Annotated in this window: 13 protein-coding genes; all 13 read left to right on the forward strand. The window is 65.6% G+C overall.

From position 1 onward, the window contains the following. Positions 1-25 precede the first annotated feature (25 nt). Entirely contained in the window at positions 26-1,264 is a 1,239-nt protein-coding gene (locus ABID97_RS15715) for a branched-chain amino acid ABC transporter substrate-binding protein (protein WP_354399376.1), read from the forward strand. Between the two features lie 80 nt (positions 1,265-1,344). Further along, positions 1,345-2,298 (forward strand): branched-chain amino acid ABC transporter permease, encoded by a 954-nt coding sequence (locus tag ABID97_RS15720; protein WP_354399377.1) that lies wholly within the window; start codon positions 1,345-1,347, stop codon positions 2,296-2,298. Between the two features lie 90 nt (positions 2,299-2,388). Beyond that, the gene (locus ABID97_RS15725; protein WP_354399378.1) at positions 2,389-3,705 is read left to right on the forward strand and encodes a branched-chain amino acid ABC transporter permease; all 1,317 of its coding nucleotides are present in this window, start codon (positions 2,389-2,391) and stop codon (positions 3,703-3,705) included. Further along, positions 3,705-4,481 (forward strand): ABC transporter ATP-binding protein, encoded by a 777-nt coding sequence (locus ABID97_RS15730; RefSeq protein WP_354399379.1) that lies wholly within the window; start codon positions 3,705-3,707, stop codon positions 4,479-4,481. Before ABID97_RS15725 ends, ABID97_RS15730 begins: the two co-directional genes overlap by 1 nt. A 5-nt stretch (positions 4,482-4,486) precedes the next feature. Beyond that, a complete protein-coding gene (locus tag ABID97_RS15735) occupies positions 4,487-5,182 on the forward strand; it encodes an ABC transporter ATP-binding protein (RefSeq protein WP_354399380.1) in 696 nt (231 codons plus the stop codon). A 259-nt stretch (positions 5,183-5,441) separates the two neighbouring features. Further along, positions 5,442-7,547 (forward strand): 3-hydroxyacyl-CoA dehydrogenase NAD-binding domain-containing protein, encoded by a 2,106-nt coding sequence (locus ABID97_RS15740; RefSeq protein ID WP_354399381.1) that lies wholly within the window; start codon positions 5,442-5,444, stop codon positions 7,545-7,547. Between the two features lie 20 nt (positions 7,548-7,567). Beyond that, entirely contained in the window at positions 7,568-9,043 is a 1,476-nt protein-coding gene (locus tag ABID97_RS15745) for a M20 family peptidase (RefSeq protein ID WP_354399382.1), read from the forward strand. Between the two features lie 40 nt (positions 9,044-9,083). After that, entirely contained in the window at positions 9,084-10,259 is a 1,176-nt protein-coding gene (locus tag ABID97_RS15750; RefSeq protein WP_354399383.1) for an acetyl-CoA C-acyltransferase, read from the forward strand. A 200-nt stretch (positions 10,260-10,459) separates the two neighbouring features. Further along, on the forward strand, positions 10,460-12,610 hold the full coding sequence (locus ABID97_RS15755; protein WP_503012774.1) for an acyl-CoA dehydrogenase family protein: 2,151 nt from the start codon (positions 10,460-10,462) through the stop codon (positions 12,608-12,610). 39 nt (positions 12,611-12,649) lie between these two features. Then, on the forward strand, positions 12,650-13,444 hold the full coding sequence (locus ABID97_RS15765; RefSeq protein WP_354399385.1) for an SDR family oxidoreductase: 795 nt from the start codon (positions 12,650-12,652) through the stop codon (positions 13,442-13,444). Between the two features lie 3 nt (positions 13,445-13,447). After that, positions 13,448-13,909 carry a PaaI family thioesterase gene (locus ABID97_RS15770; protein WP_354399386.1) on the forward strand — a complete coding sequence of 154 codons (462 nt, stop codon included), beginning with the start codon at positions 13,448-13,450 and terminating at the stop codon, positions 13,907-13,909. 19 nt (positions 13,910-13,928) lie between these two features. After that, the gene (locus ABID97_RS15775; RefSeq protein ID WP_354399387.1) at positions 13,929-14,945 is read left to right on the forward strand and encodes an NADP-dependent oxidoreductase; all 1,017 of its coding nucleotides are present in this window, start codon (positions 13,929-13,931) and stop codon (positions 14,943-14,945) included. Between the two features lie 53 nt (positions 14,946-14,998). Beyond that, the gene (locus ABID97_RS15780) at positions 14,999-16,639 is read left to right on the forward strand and encodes an isovaleryl-CoA dehydrogenase (protein WP_354399388.1); all 1,641 of its coding nucleotides are present in this window, start codon (positions 14,999-15,001) and stop codon (positions 16,637-16,639) included. Positions 16,640-16,652: the final 13 nt, after the last annotated feature.

The raw sequence follows: 16,652 nt of genomic DNA on the forward strand, positions 1-16,652 counted from the left end.
ACGGTTTGACCAGGAGATATAGATCGTGAAGTTCGCTCTGAAAATCGCTACAGCAGCCATCCTTTCCGCCGCCGCCACCGGTGCGCTGGCCCAGAAGGGTGAAACCGTGAAGATCGCATGGCTCGACCCGCTGTCCGGCCTGATGGCTGCGGTGGGCACCAACCAGCTCAAGACCTTCCAGTTCCTGGCCGAGGAGTTCAACAAGAAGAATGCGGCCGGCGTGAAGTTCGAGATCATCGCCATCGACAACAAGCTGAGCCCGCAGGAAACCACCAGCGCGCTGCGCTCGGCCATGGACCAGGGCGCGCGCTACGTGGTGCAGGGCAACGGCTCCGGTCCGGCCCTGGCCATCATCGACGCGCTCGAAAAGCACAACGCCCGCAACCCGGGCAAGGAAGTGCTTTACATCAACTACGCGGCGGTCGATCCCGACCTCACCAACAGCAAGTGCAGCTACTGGCACTTCCGCCTCGATGCCGACACCTCCATGAAGATGGAGGCGCTGACCGCCTTCATGAAGGAGCAGACGGACATCAAGAAGGTCTACCTGATCAACCAGAACTACTCGCACGGCCAGCAGGTCTCCAAGTACGCCAAGCAGAACCTGAAGGACAAGCGTCCCGACATCGAGATCGTCGGCGACGACCTGCATCCGCTGGCGCAGGTGCGCGATTTCTCGCCCTACATCGCCAAGATCAAGGCCTCGGGCGCCGACTCGGTCATCACCGGCAACTGGGGTTCCGACCTCGCGCTGCTCATCAAGTCGGCCAACGACTCGGGCCTGAACGTCAAGTTCTACACCTACTACGCCGTCACCACCGGCACCCCCACGGCCATGGGCGCGGCCTCGGACGGCAAGGTGTACCAGGTGGGCTACAGCCACTACAACGCGCCGGGCCCGGTCCAGCCGCTGATGGGCGAGTACAAGAAGCGCTTCAACGACGACATGTACACCACCGACATCTACACGGTGTACGCCATGCTGAGCGAAGCCTTCGTGCGCACCAAGTCGACCGAGCCCGTCAAGGTGGCGGCCGCCATGGAAGGCATGAAGTTCAAGAGCTTCAACGGCGACGTCGAGATGCGCAAGGCCGACCACCAGCTGCAGCAGGGCCTGTGGATCACGCGCTGGCAGAAGGCCGATGCCAAGAACCCCTACAGCCCCGAGAACACCGGCTACACGCTGGCGCCGGTCAAGTTCTACGAGGCCTACGTCGCAAGCACGCCGACCTCGTGCCAGATGAAGCGGCCAAGCAATTCCTGATCGCTTGATCGCGCACTGACCGGTCGAGGCCCGACTTCACCACTCGGGCCTTTTTCTTTTTCAACCGACACGAAAGACCGATGAACGTCGAATTCTTCGTCATCTCGCTGCTCAACGGCGTCAGCTACGGGCTGCTGCTGTTCATGCTGAGCTCTGGCCTTACGCTGATCTTCAGCATGATGGGCGTGCTCAATTTCGCGCACGCCAGCTTCTACATGCTCGGCGCGTACATCGCGTACACGCTCTCCGGCATCATCGGCTTCTGGCCGGCGCTTTTCATCGCGCCGCTGCTGGTGGGCCTCCTGGGCGCCGCCTTCGAGCGCTACAGCCTTCGCCGCGTGCACAAGTTCGGCCATGTGCCCGAACTGCTGGTGACCTTCGGCCTGTCGTACCTGATTCTCGAACTGGTGCAGCTCGCGTGGGGCCGCTCCACCGTCCCGTACGGCCTGCCGACGCAGCTGCAGGGCCCGCTGTTCTCGCTCTACGGAACGCAGTTTCCGAAGTCGCGCTCGTTCATCATGCTGGTCGCGGTGCTGATGCTCATCTCGGTGTGGCTGCTGCTCACGCGCACGCGCATCGGGCTCGTCATCCAGGCGGCGCTCAAGCACCCCGACATGGTCGAGGCGCTGGGCCACAACGTGCCGCGCGTGTTCATGCTGGTGTTCGGCGGCGGCGCCGCACTCGCGGGCCTCGCGGGCGTGGTCGGCGGCAACACCTACGTCACGGAACCGGCCATGGCCGCGTCGGTCGGCTCGATCATCTTCGTGGTGGTGGTGGTCGGCGGCATGGGCTCGCTGGCGGGCGCCTTCCTCGCGTCGCTGCTGATCGGCATCATCCAAACCTTCGCGGTGGCCATGGACCAGTCGTTTGCCGGCGGCCTGCAGATGCTGGGCGTCACGGTGACCGACCAGACCTTCGGCTACGAGCTGCTCAAGCTCACGATCTCGCAGGTCGCGCCGATCCTTCCGTACCTGTTCCTGGTGCTGATCCTCATCTTCAGGCCCAAGGGCCTGCTGGGCACCCGGGAGGACTGAATGACGCACCCACAGTCTCCCGCCATTGCCGCCGACCCTCGCACCAACTCTCTTCCGCCAGGAGAGGGCACAAGAAAGGGTGGAACCGAAATGACATCGACAACCGCAGCCCCTGCCACGCAGTACTACCGCTTCAAGCCCTGGAACATCGGGCGCTACCTGATCTGGTCGCTGTTCGCGATCGTGCTGATCATCTCGCCGCTGGTGTTCAAGAGCAGCCTTGCGCTCACCATGCTCTCGCAGATGGGCTACCTCATCATCATCTGCCTGAGCTACAACATCCTGCTGGGGCAGGGCGGCATGCTGAGCTTCGGCCATGCGGTGTACGTCGGGCTCGGCTCCTTCCTTGCCATCCATGCGATGAACATGGGCGCCAAGGGCGGGCTGCAGATTCCGCTGGTGGCCATTCCGCTGGTCGGCGGGCTGGCCGGCATGTTCTTCGCCATCCTGCTGGGCTTCGTCACCACCAAGAAGTCGGGCACCACCTTCGCGATGATCACCATGGGCATCGGCGAGCTCGTTGCCTCCATGGCGCTGATGTTCCCGAGCTTCTTCGGCGGCGAGGGCGGCATCACCACCGACCGGGTCTACGGCCCGACCTTCTTCGGCTTCAACTTCGGTTCGCAGATCCAGGTGTACTACCTGATCGCCGCCTACTGCTTCGTGTGTACCGCGCTCATGTATGCCTTCACCGGCACGCCGCTGGGCCGCATGCTGAATGCGGTGCGCGACAACCCGGAGCGGGTGGAGTTCATCGGCTACAACACGCAGCGCGTGCGCTATATCGCGTTCATCATCGCCGGCTTCTTCGCGGGCATCGGCGGCGGGCTGGCATCGATCAACTTCGAGATCGTGAATGCGGCCGACAGCCTGAGCGCCATCCGCTCCGGCGGCTACCTGCTGTTCACCTTCCTGGGCGGCGCGGTGTTCTTCTTCGGCCCGATCATCGGCGCGGTGCTGCTGGTGTTCGCGTCGATCCTGCTGTCGGAGCTTTCGAAGGCCTGGCAGCTCTACTTCGGCCTGGTGTTCGTCTTCATGGTGATGTTCGCGCCGGGTGGCATTGCCAGCCTGGTGATGATGAACCTGCGGGTCGCCAAGTTCGGCAAGTTCAACCGCCTCTGGCTGCTGTACGTCGCCATCGCGGTGGCGCTGGTGCCGGTGGTCATCGGGGCCGCGGCGCTCATCGAGATGATCTATCACATCCAGCTCAACGCGGCGATGGGACCCAACCTCAACTTCTTCGGCGTGACGCTCGACACCTCGGGCATGGCAAGCTGGCTCGGTGCCGCCGCCATCCTGGTGATCGGCCTCGGCGCGCTCGAGGTGGCACGCCGCCGCTTCGTGCGGGTGTGGGGCCAGGCACAGGAAGAAATCGAAGCAGAAATCAAACGTCGGGAGGCGGCGTGATGAGCGCGCAATACGCATTGGAACTGAAGGCGCTGCGAAAGAATTTCGGCAAGACCGAAATCATCCGCGGCGTGGACCTGGCGGTGAATGCCGGGGAACGCGTGGCCATCATCGGCCCGAACGGAGCGGGCAAGTCGACGCTGTTCAACCTGATCAGCGGGCGGCTGGCGCCCACCAGCGGCGAAGTGCTGCTGAACGGCCAGCGCATCGACGGCAAGAAGCCCTTCGAGATCAACCGGCTCGGCCTGTCGCGCAGCTTCCAGATCACCAACATCTTCCCGAAGCTCAGCGTGTTCGAGAACCTGCGCTGCGGCGTGCTGTGGAGCTTGGGCTACCGCTACACCTTCCTTCGCTTTCTCTCGAACCTGGACGACGCGAACGCGCGCACCGAGCAGCTCATCAAGCAGATCGGCCTGGAGCGCAAGCGCGACGTGCATGCGGTGAACCTCACCTATGCCGAGCAGCGCGCGCTGGAGATTGGCGTGACCATTGCGGGCGGTGCCAACGTCATCCTGCTGGACGAACCCACGGCCGGCATGAGCAAGACCGAGACCGCGCACTTCATCTCGCTCATCAAGCAGGTGACGGTCGGCAAGACGCTGCTCACGGTCGAGCACGACATGGGCGTGGTCTTCGGCCTGGCCGACAAGATCGCGGTGGTGGTGTATGGCGAGGTCATTGCCTTCGACGTGCCGGCCGCCGTGCGCGCCAATGCACGCGTCCAGGAAGCCTACCTGGGGTCTTCGGTTGCCGATGCGCAAGGGGCGGGACACTGACTAACATGCTGAAGCTTCACGACATCCACGCCTATTACGGCAAGAGCCATGTGCTGCATGGCGTTTCATTCGAGGTTGGCGCGGGGGAGATCGTCGCGCTGCTGGGGCGCAACGGGTCCGGCCGCTCGACCACTGCCAAGGCCATCATGGGCCTGGTGCATGCCGAAGGCACGCTGCGCTGGAAAGACCAGGACATCCTGCGCAGGAAAGCCTACGAAATCGCCCACCTGGGCATCGGCTACGTGCCCGAGAACCGCGACATCTTTCCCAAGCTCACCGTGCACCAGAACCTGCTCCTGGGCCAGAAGGGCTCGGGCAAGGGCAGCCGCTGGCAGTTCGACGACATGTACGGCATGTTCCCGCGCCTGAAGGAGCGCCAGCACACCGAGGCCGGCGTGCTCTCGGGCGGCGAGCAGCAGATGCTCACACTGTGCCGCACCCTCATGGGCGACCCCGACCTGATCATCATCGACGAGCCTACCGAAGGCCTTGCGCCCAAGATCGTCGAACTGGTGGGCCAATACCTCAAGACGCTCAAGGAAAAAGGCGTCTCGGTGCTGCTGATCGAGCAGAAGCTGACCATCGCCATGCAGATCTCCGACCGCGCGCTCGTCATGGGCCACGGCAGCATCGTGTTCGACGGCACGCCCGACAGCCTGCGCGCGGACGCGAACACGCGCAAGGAATGGCTGGAAGTCTAGGCGGCTGAAAGCGGACTTCCGAACGCAGGAGGAAGACAAAAGTTACGCAGAAGGCGCGGAAGGGAACTCATGATTTTTGGTTTTCCTTCTGCGACCTCTGCGGAATCTTCGCGCCTTCTGCGTTCTGAACCCGCGCTGCCGGCCCGCCTTGTCCCAACAGCGACTGCATGCCATTGCTGCGCTGCGCCAAACGCCTAGAATCCCCGAAAAAGAACACTCGTGCTTTTTCTTCTTCTCTTCACACACCAAGGAACGCAGCATGACGGCTGAATACAAAGTGCTCGGCGATGTCGCCGTGATCACCATGACCAATCCCCCGGTCAACGGTCTCGGTTTCTCGACCCGCATCGGCATCACCGATGGGCTCGCGAAGGCCAATGCCGACGACGCCGTCAAGGCCATCGTCATCACGGGCGCAGGCAAGGCGTTCTCTGGCGGTGCGGACATCAAGGAATTCGGCACGCCCAAGGCGCTGCAAGAGCCCAACCTGCTGAGCGTGATCCTTGCGCTCGAAGCCTCGCCCAAGCCCATCGTCGCGGCCATCCACTCGGTGTGCATGGGCGGCGGCCTCGAGCTGGCGCTGGGCTGCCACTACCGCGTGGCGGCACCCGGTACCAGCATTGCGCTGCCCGAGGTCAAGCTGGGCCTCATTCCCGGCGCCGGCGGCACGCAGCGCCTGCCGCGCGTGCTGGGCGTGGAAACCGCACTCAACATGATCGTGAGCGGCGAGCCGGTCAAGAGCGAGCTGCTCGCCGGCCTGCCGGGCCAGAAGCTGTTCGACAGGCTCGCGGCTTCGCCCGAATCGGTGTTCGAGGAAGCCGTGGCATTCGCGAAAAGCGTGGGGGCCAAGGGCGGCGACGCACTGCCCCTGGTGCGCAACCTGCCGTGCAAGCACCCGCAGGGCGACGCCTACTTCCAGTTTGCCAGGAACATGGTCGGCGGCATGTCGAAGAACTACCCCGCGCCGCTGCAGTGCGTGGACGCCGTGCAGGCCGCCACGCAGATGAAGTTCGACGCCGGCATGGCCGAAGAGCGCCGCATCTTCACCTCGCTGATGTTCACGCCCGAATCGCTGGCGCTGCGCCACCTGTTCATGGCCGAGCGTGCAGCCTCCAAGATCCCCGACGTGGCCGACGACACGCCCAAGCGCCAGGTCAAGTCGGTCGGCGTGATCGGCGCCGGCACCATGGGCGGCGGCATCTCGATGAACTTCCTGAACGCGGGCATCCCCGTGAAGATTCTCGAGATGAAGCAGGAAGCGCTCGACCGCGGCATCGCCACCATCAGGAAGAACTACGAGTCTCAGGTCAAGAAGGGCAAGCTCAAGCAGGACAAGTACGAGCAGCGCATGGCGCTCCTGAGCACCACGCTGAGCTACGACGACCTGAAGGACGCCGACCTGATCATCGAAGCGGTGTTCGAGGAACTCGGCGTGAAAGAGAAGGTGTTCAAGGAACTCGATCGCGTCGCGAAAAAGGGCGCGATCCTCGCTTCCAACACCTCGACGCTCGACGTCGACAAGATCGCAGCCTTCACCCAGCGTCCGCAGGACGTGGTCGGCATGCACTTCTTCAGCCCCGCCAACGTGATGAAGCTGCTCGAAGTGGTGCGCGGCAAGGAAACGGCCAAGGACGTGCTCGCCACGGTCATGGACATCGGCAAGAAGATCAAGAAGACGGCCGTGGTCTCGGGCGTGTGCGACGGCTTTATCGGCAACCGCATGATCGAGCAGTACTCGCGCCAGGCCGGCTTCCTGCTGGACGAAGGCGCCACGCCGCAGCAGGTCGACAAGGCGGTCGAGAAGTTCGGCTTTGCCATGGGCCCGTTCCGCATGGGCGACCTGGCCGGCAACGACATCGGCTGGGCAATTCGCAAGCGCCGCGCGGTGGAGCATCCGGACATGAAGTACAGCCGCACCGCCGACAAGCTCTGCGAGCTGGGCCGCTTCGGCCAGAAGACCGGGGCAGGGTGGTACGACTACCAGGCCGGCAAGCGCGACGCGATCCCGTCGGAGCTCGTCAACAAGATGATCGAGGACCACCGCAAGGAGCTGGGCATCACGCCGCGCAAGATCTCCGACGAAGAAATCGTGCAGCGCCTGGTGTATGCGCTGGTGAACGAAGGCGCGCACATCCTCGAGGACGGCATCGCTTCCAAGCCGGGCGACATCGACATGGTGTACCTCACCGGCTATGGGTTCCCGATCTGGCGCGGCGGCCCGATGCACTACGCGTCGCAGGTCGGCCTGTACAACGTGGCCGAAACCATGAAGCGCTTTGCCAAGAACCCGCGCGACGACGCCGAGTTCTGGCAGCCCGCGCCGCTGATCCAGAAGCTGGTCGCCGAAGGCAAGTCCTTCAGCTGATGCGGGAAGCCTGACCGCCCATGTTGAAACGCATCTTCCTCGGGCTGCTGCTGGTGCTCGTGGCGCTGGTGGCCGCCGTGGCGGTCAAGACCTGGCGCACGCCATCGCAGCAGCTGGCGGTGGCGCCGGCGCCCAAGCTCGAGATCGACGTGCAGGCCGCCGCCAAACGGCTGGCCGGCGCGATTCCGATCCGAACCGTTTCGAGCCTCGACGATCCGGCCGCAAGCCTGGCCGAGTTCGACAAGCTCCACGCCTACCTCGCGCAGCAGTTTCCACAGCTCCATGCCACCCTCAAGAAGGAAGTGGTGGGCCAGCGGGCGCTGCTGTACACCTGGGCCGGCACCGATCCGCAGGCCAAGCCCATCGCGCTCATGGCGCACCAGGACATGGTGCCCATTGCGCCCGGCACCGAGAAGGCCTGGTCGGTCGACCCGTTCGCGGGCGAGATCAAGGACGGCTTCGTCTGGGGCCGCGGCACGCTGGACAACAAGAGCAACCTGTTCGCACAGATGGAAGCCGTCGAGCTGCTGGTCGCGAGCGGCTTCAAGCCGAGGCAGACTGTCTACCTCGTGATGGGCGATGACGAGGAGGTGAGCGGCCTGCGCGGTGCGCGGCCGATTGCCGAACTGCTCAAGTCGCGCAATGTTCGGCTCGACTGGGTGCTCGACGAAGGTTTGCTGATTCTCGACGGCGTGCTGCCCGGGCTGTCGAAACCCGCGGCACTCATCGGCCTGGCCGAGAAGGGCTACGGCACCTTCTTTCTTTCGCTCGACACGGCGCCCGGCCACTCGTCCATGCCGCCGCAGCACAGCGCCATCGGCAGCATGAGCGCGGCGCTCGCGCGGCTCGAAGCCACGCCGATGCCCGGCGGCATCCGGGGCGTGGCGGCCCAGATGTTCGGTGCGCTCGCGCCCGAGATGGGCGGCGTCAACCGCGTGATGCTGTCCAACCTGTGGCTCACCGAGCCGCTGGTGCGCGGCCAGCTCGAAAAAAGCCCGAGCAGCAACGCCATGCTGCGCACGACCACCGCGCTCACCATCGTGCGCGCCGGCAACAAGGACAACGTGCTGCCCGGCCGTGCCGAGGCGGCGGTCAACTTCCGCATCCTGCCGGGCGACAGCATCGACAGCGTCGAAGCGCACCTGCGCAAGGCGCTCGGCAACGACGAGATCAAGATCAAGCGCTACCCTGGCAACTCCGAGCCATCGCCCGTGTCGCCGACCGACAGCACCGGCTACCGTGCGATCCAGCAGGCGGTGCGCCAGTCGTTCCCCGATGTGATCGTGGCGCCCGGGCTCATGACGGCTGCCACCGACTCGCGCCACTTCAGCCTGGTAAGCGATGCGGTCTACCGCTTCTCGCCCTTCCGCATGAAGGGGGAGGACCTGGCCCGCTTCCACGGCACCAACGAACGCCTCGCCATCTCCAACTACGGCGAGATGATCGGCTTCTACCACCAGCTCCTGCGCAACACCAACGGTGCGCCGGCGCAATGACGACAACCCTCTTTTCCTTCCATCTCCAAAGGACCTCACCATGACCAGCGCCGTCATCGTTTCCACCGCCCGCACGCCGCTCGCGAAGAGCTGGAAGGGTGCCTTCAACATGACGCACGGCGCCACGCTCGGCGGCCATGCGGTGCAGCACGCCATCTCGCGCGCCGGCATCGAGGCCGCCGAGGTCGACGACGTGATCATGGGTTGCGCCACGCCCGAAGGTGCCACCGGCTCCAACATCGCGCGCCAGATCGCATTGCGCGCCGGATGCCCGGTCACCACCTCGGGCATGACGATCAACCGCTTCTGCTCGTCGGGCCTGCAGACCATCGCCACGGCCGCGCAGCGCATCATCGCGGGCGAGGGCGACGTGTACGTGGCCGGCGGCGTCGAGAGCATCTCGTGCGTGCAGAACGAAGCCAACAAGCACATGCTGGCCGACCCCTGGCTCGTGAAGCACAAGCCCGAGATCTACTGGAACATGCTGCAGACGGCCGAGCAGGTCGCCAAGCGCTACAACATCGGCCGCGACGCCATGGACGAATACGGCGCCGCCAGCCAGCAGAAGGCCACCGCCGCGCTCGAGGCCGGCCGGTTCAAGGACGAGATCGCACCGATCACCGTGCTGGCCGGCGTGGCCGACCCGGTGATGGGCCTGCGCACCAAGGAAGTCACGGTCGAGAACGACGAAGGCATCCGCCCCGGCACCACCAAGGAAGGCATCAGCGGCATCCGCTCGGCCATGCCCGGCGGCCTCATCTCGGCCGGCAACGCCAGCCAGTTCTCCGACGGCGGCGGCGCCTGCGTGGTGGTCGACGAAAAGTACGCGCAGCAAAAGGGCCTGAAGCCGATCGGCCGCTTCCTCGGTTTTGCCGTGGCCGGCTGCGAACCCGACGAGATGGGCATCGGCCCCGTCTTCGCGATTCCGAAGGTGCTCAAGCGCCTGGGCCTCACGGTCAACGACATCGACCTGTGGGAGCTGAACGAAGCCTTCGCGGTCCAGGTGATCTATTGCCGCGACAAGCTCGGCATCCCGGGCGACCGCCTGAACGTGGACGGCGGCGCCATCGCCGTGGGCCACCCCTACGGCGTGAGCGGCCAGCGCCTCACGGGCCACGCGCTCATCGAAGGCAAGCGCCGTGGTGCGAAGAAGGTGCTGGTCACGATGTGCATCGGCGGCGGCATGGGCGCTGCGGGCGTATTTGAAGTTCTTTGACCGGTCGCGGCTTTTTCAAGGCCGCTGAATTCGGGGTGCAGAACGCAGAGGTCGCGAAGGTTGCGCAGAAGTCGCAGAAGGAACTTCAAAAAAGAACTTTTCATTCTTTGGTTTCTCTTCCGCGACTTCTGCGAACCCTTTGAATTCCTTCTGCGTTCGGCTCCCCGCTCCCGCTCCCGCACTCGCCCCCGGAGAACACCATGAGCCTTCGTCCCACCCTCGACTTCCTGCTCTACGACTGGCTCGACGCCGAGTCGCTGAACCAGCGCGAGCGCTTTGCCGACCATTCGCGCGAGACCTTCGACGCGGTGCTCGACACCTGCGAGCGCATCGCGCGTGAAAAGTACGCACCGGCCAATCGCATCGTCGATACGCAGGAGCCGCACTTCGACGGCGAGAAGGTCGTGCTGCCGCAGGCCACGCACGACGCGCACAAGGCCTTCGTCGAGTCGGGAATGATGAGTGCGGCGCAGGACTACGACATCGGCGGCATGCAGCTGCCCTATACGCTGCAAGCCGCGGCCAATGGCTTCTTCGCGATGGCGTCGGTGAGCATCGGCTCGAACATGCTCACCAGCGGCAACGCCAACCTGCTGATGGTGCATGGCACCGAGATGCAGAAAGAGGTGTTCGCCAAGAACGAATTTTCGGGCCGCTGGGCGGGCACCATGTGCCTCTCGGAGCCGCAGGCCGGTTCGTCGCTGAGCGACGTGGCCACGCGCGCGGTGCCCGACGGCGACGGCTACCGGGACGATCCGCTCGGACCACGCTACCGGCTCACGGGCAACAAGATGTGGATCTCGGCCGGCGACCATGAGTTGACCGAGAACATCGTGCACATCGTGCTCGCGAAGATTCCGGACGCCAACGGCAAGCTGGTGCCGGGCACGCGCGGCATCTCGCTCTTCATCGTGCCCAAGCGCATGGTGAACGTGGAGAACCCTCACCCCGGCCCTCTCCCGCAAGCGGGAGAGGGGGAGGTCGGCAGCGTGAAGGTCACGCTGGGCAGCAGGAATGACGTGGCGCTGGCAGGCCTCAACCACAAGCTCGGCTGGCGCGGCACCACCAACACGCTGCTGAACTTCGGCGAGGGCAAGTACCCGGTTGGCGGCAAGGCCGGCGCGGTGGGTTACCTGGTCGGCGAACCCGGCAAGGGCCTGCACTGCATGTTCCACATGATGAACGAGGCGCGCATCGGCGTCGGCACGGCCGCCACCATGCTGGGCATGGCCGGCTACTACGCCTCGCTCGAGTATGCGAAGACCCGGCCGCAGGGCCGTGTCGTGAAGAAGCCCGAAGCCGGCGCCGGCAGCCAGGTGGTGAAGGACTCGGCCAGCCCGCAGGTGCGCATCATCGAGCACGCCGACGTGCGCCGCATGCTGCTCGCGCAGAAGTCGTACTGCGAGGGCGCGCTGGCGCTGGAGCTGTACTGCGCCCGCCTGGTCGACGAGCAGAAGACCGGCGGCGCAGAGGCTGCCGACGACGCGCGCCTGCTGCTGGAGGTGCTCACGCCCATTGCCAAGAGCTGGCCCAGCGAGTGGTGCCTGGAAGCGAATTCGCTTGCCATCCAGGTGCACGGCGGCTACGGCTACACGCGCGACTTCCCGGTCGAGCAATATTGGCGCGACAACCGCCTCAACATGATCCACGAGGGCACGCACGGCATCCAGGCCGCCGACCTGCTGGGCCGCAAGGTGCTGATGGAAAAAGGCCCGGGGCCTGCAGCTGCTGGCCGGGCGCATTGCCGACACCATCGGCCGCGCGGCCCAGGTGCCCGCGCTGGCGGCCCACGCCAAGGCGCTCGGCGCCGCGCTGCAGCGCATCGGCAGCGCCACCAAGGCCGCCTGGTCCACCGGCGACCCGGCCGACGCCTTGGCCAACGCCGTGCCGTACATGCAGGCATTCGGCCACACCGTGCTGGCCTGGATCTGGCTGGACGTGGCGCGGCGCGCACTGGAAATCGACGCAGAAAAGGCGAAGGCGGTAACAGCTGGCAAGATTGGCGCCACGGACTATTTCTTCCACTACGAGCTGCCGAAAATCGGCGCCTGGCTCAACGTGGTCGAAAGCCGCGACCCCACCTGTACAGCTTTGCCCGAGGACGCCTTCTGACAATGGCCAACGCCGCTCCCAAGAACACACCGAACCCCGCCAAACCGCCGAAGCCGCATGCCCGGCTCGAGAAGTGGATCTGGATCCTGATCTACGGCGGCCTTTTTCTCGTGATCCTCGGCATAGCCACGGGCCGCACCGAGCCGGTGATCGGCTGGTCGATGGCGGCGCCGGGCGCCGTGATCGCACTCGTGGGCTTCGTGCTCATCTACGTGCGGTCGCGGCTCGACGACAAATAGCAAGCGCGAAACCTGAACACCCCCGAACCGGAGACACCCATGACCCCTCGCACCACCCAGAAGCTGTTCGATCTCACCGGCAAGACCGCCCTCATCACCGGCGGCTCGCGCGGCCTGGGCCTGCAGATGGCGCATGCGCTGGGTGAAGCCGGCGCCAAGATCATGCTGAGCTCGCGCAAGGCCGAAGACCTGGAGCAGGCCGCGGCCGAGCTGCAGTCCGCCGGCATCGACGCGCGCTGGATCGCCGCCGACTGTTCCAAGGAAGAAGACACGCGCCGCCTGGCCGACGAAACGCTGCAGCGCATGGGCGCGATCGACATCCTCGTCAACAACGCGGGCGCCAGCTGGGGCGCACCGGCCGAAAGCCATCCGGTCGAGGCCTGGGACAAGGTGATGAACCTCAACGTGCGGGGCTACTTCATCCTGTCGCAGCATGTCGCCAACGGCTACATGATTCCGAAGAAGACCGGTCGCATCATCAACATCGCCTCCATTGCGGGCCTGAACGGCAATCCGCCCGAGATGCAGACGCTGGCCTACAACACCTCGAAGACGGCGGTGATCGGCTTCACCCGCACGCTCGCGGCCGAATGGGGCCGCTACAACATCAACGTGAACGCGATCTGCCCGGGCTTCTTCATGACGAAGATGGCCGCCGGCCTGATCAAGTCGCTGGGCGAGGAAAAAATGGCCTCGCACGCGCCGCTCGGCCGCCTGGGCGACGAGGAAGACCTGAAAGGCATCACGCTGCTGTACGCGAGCGATGCCGGCAAGCACATCACGGGCCAGTGGCTGGCCGTGGACGGCGGCGTGAGCGTGGTCCTCGGTGCCTGAAAAATGGCGGAAGATTCCACCGACATCAACATCCGCTCGTACACGAGCCAGATCCCGTTCGCGCGCCACCTGGGCTTCGAGCTCACGAAGTTCGAGGGCGGCGAGTCCGAGATCGTCTACACCGCCAAGCCCGAGCACCTGAACACCTTCGACGTGACGCACGGCGGTGCCTGCATGACGCTGCTCGATATCACCATGGCGGCTGCCGCGCGCAGCGTGGCACCCGAGATGGGCGTGGTCACCATCGAGATGAAGACCAGCTTCATGCAGCCTTCCGTCGGCCCGCTGCATGCGCGCGGCACGCTCATTCACCGCACCGCGACGCTGGCTTTCACGGAAGCCAAGATCTACGACGAGCTGGAGCGCGTGTGCGCGCATGCCACCGGCACCTTCAAGTACGTGAAGCGCCGCCTGCCCACCGGCCCCGCCAGCGCGAACGCGATGCGTCCGCCTTCCACCGACTAACTGCATTCCGGAGACTTCCATGCCCACCAACAAGCAGATCCACCTCGACAACCGCCCCGAGGGCGAAGCCGTCGCCGGCAACTTCAAGCTCGTGACCGCCGAGACGCCCGCATTGGCCGACAACCAGGTGCTGGTGCGCCACCATTTCATGAGCCTGGACCCCTACATGCGCGGCCGCATGAACGATTCGAAGAGCTACGCGCAGCCGCAGCCGCTCGGCCAGGTGATGCAGGGCGGCACGGCCGGCGAAGTGGTCGAGAGCAGGCATCCCCGATTCGCCGCTGGCGACAAGGTGGTGGGCTTCGGCGGCTGGCAGGAATACAGCGTGGTCGACGCCTCGCAGCCCGGTGCGCTGAAGAAAGTCGACACCACGCACGTGCCGCTGTCGCACTACCTGGGCGCGGTCGGCATGCCGGGCGTCACCGCTTGGTACGGCCTGGTGAAGATCATTGCGCCGAAGGCCGGCGAGACGATGGTCGTCACGGCCGCCAGCGGCGCCGTGGGCAGCGCCTTCGGCGCGCTGGCCAAGGCACGCGGCTGCCGCGTGGTGGGCATTGCGGGCGGCCCGGACAAGTGCAAGTACGTGACGGACGAACTCGGCTTCGACGCCTGCATCGACTACCGCCAGCACCCCGACGTGAAGAGCATGAGCGCCGCGCTCAAGGAGGCCTGCCCGAACGGCATCGACGGCTACTTCGAGAACGTGGGCGGCTACATCTTCGACGCCGTGCTGCTGCGTGCCAACGCCTTCTCACGGGTGGCCCTGTGCGGAATGATCGCCGGCTACGACGGGCAGCCGCTGGCGCTGGCCAACCCGGCGCTGATCCTCATCAACCGCATGAAGATCGAAGGCTTCATCGTCAGCGAGCACATGGACGTGTGGCCCGAGGCGCTGGCCGAACTCGGCGCGCTGGTGGGCACCGGCAAGCTCAAGCCGCGAGAATCGGTGGCACAAGGCATCGAAGCCGCCCCTGAGGCCTTCCTGGGTTTGCTCAAGGGCAAGAATTTCGGCAAGCAACTGGTCAAGCTGGTCTGATGAGCTGAACCCGCGGCAGCGTGCACCGCGGTGCGAAGCACGGAGGTACTCGAATGAATTCGACGCACGAGGTCTTCAACCAGCCTGAACCGCTGGTGGAATACAACCTCTTCGAAACCAACCGGCCGCTGCGCGACGCGCTGAAGTTCAACGCGCCGAAGCTGCATGTGGCGCAACTGCAGGAGCTCGGGGTCACGCTCGGCTCGGCCGAGATGCAGGCGCATGCGCGGCTCGCCAACACCCACGCGCCGCAGCTGCGCACGCACGACCGCTTCGGCCGGCGCATCGACGAGGTGGAGTTTCATCCGAGCTACCACCTGCTCATGGCCGCTGCGGTCGGGGCGGGGCTGCATGGCACGCCGTGGACCGGCATTTCGGAATCCCCGCATGTGCAGCGCGCCGCCGGCTTCATGCTCTTCACCGAGCTGGAGCCGTCGATCCTTTGCCCCATCTCGATGACCTACGCGGCCACGCCCGCGCTGCGCGGCAATGCCGCCGTCTACGCCGACTGGGGCCCCAAGCTCGCGAGCCTCTGGTACGACCCGGCGCTGGCCCCCGCCAGGGACAAGCCCGGTGTGACGATGGGCATGGGCATGACCGAGAAGCAGGGCGGCTCCGACGTGCGGGCCAACACCACGCAGGCCGTGCGCAACGGCAGCGACGACTGGGGCGAGCGCTATGCCATCACGGGCCACAAGTGGTTCTTCTCGGCGCCGATGTGCGATGCCTTCCTGGTGCTGGCCCAGGCGCCGGCCGGGTTGAGCTGCTTCTTCCTGCCCCGCGTGCTGCCGGACGGCAGCCGCAACACCATTCACATCCAGCGCCTGAAGGAGAAGCTCGGCAACAAGGCCAACGCGAGTTCCGAGGTCGAGTTCCATGGCGCCAGCGCATGGCTTGTGGGTGAAGAGGGCCGCGGCATTCCGCAGATCCTCGAAATGGGCACCATGACCCGGCTCGACTGCGCGCTGGGCACCAGCGGGCTGATGCGGCAGGCCCTGAGCATCGCGCTCAATCACGCGAGCCAGCGCAGCGCCTTCGGCAAGCCGCTGATCGATCAGCCGCTCATGAAGAACGTGCTTGCCGACCTCGCGCTCGAAAGCGAAGCCGCCACGGCACTGGCCATCCGGCTCGCGCGCGCCTTCGACCGCCCGGACGATGCGCACGAGCGGCTCATGGCCCGGCTGCTCACGCCCGTCGCCAAGTTCTGGATCTGCAAGCGCGGCAGCCACTTTGCGCAGGAAGCCATGGAATGCCTCGGTGGCAACGGCTACGTGGAAGAGGGCGGCGAAGGCATCATGGCGCGCATCTACCGGGAGATGCCGCTCAACTCGATCTGGGAAGGCGCCGGCAACATCATGGCGCTCGACCTGCTGCGCGGCCTGCGCAAGGGCGATGCGGTGGCCGCGCTCGGCGCGGAACTGGCACCGGCGCGCGGCCACCACGCGGCGCTCGACCGGCTGGCCGATGCGCTTCCGGCGCGCATCGAGGCCATGGCTTCCGAAGCCGAGGCGCGCCGCCTCGCGCAGGACGTGGCGCTCGCGGTGCAGGCTTCGCTGCTCGCGCAGACTGCGCCGCCGGCCGTGGCCGACGCCTTCTGCGCATCGCGCCTGGGCGGCGACTGGGGCAACGCCTTCGGGACGCTCGGCGCCGGCACGCATTTCGATTCGATCATCGAGCGCGCGCAGCCGCTCTGAACACAACGATTTC

Source organism: Variovorax sp. OAS795, assembly GCF_040546685.1.
Taxonomy (GTDB): domain Bacteria; phylum Pseudomonadota; class Gammaproteobacteria; order Burkholderiales; family Burkholderiaceae_C; genus Variovorax.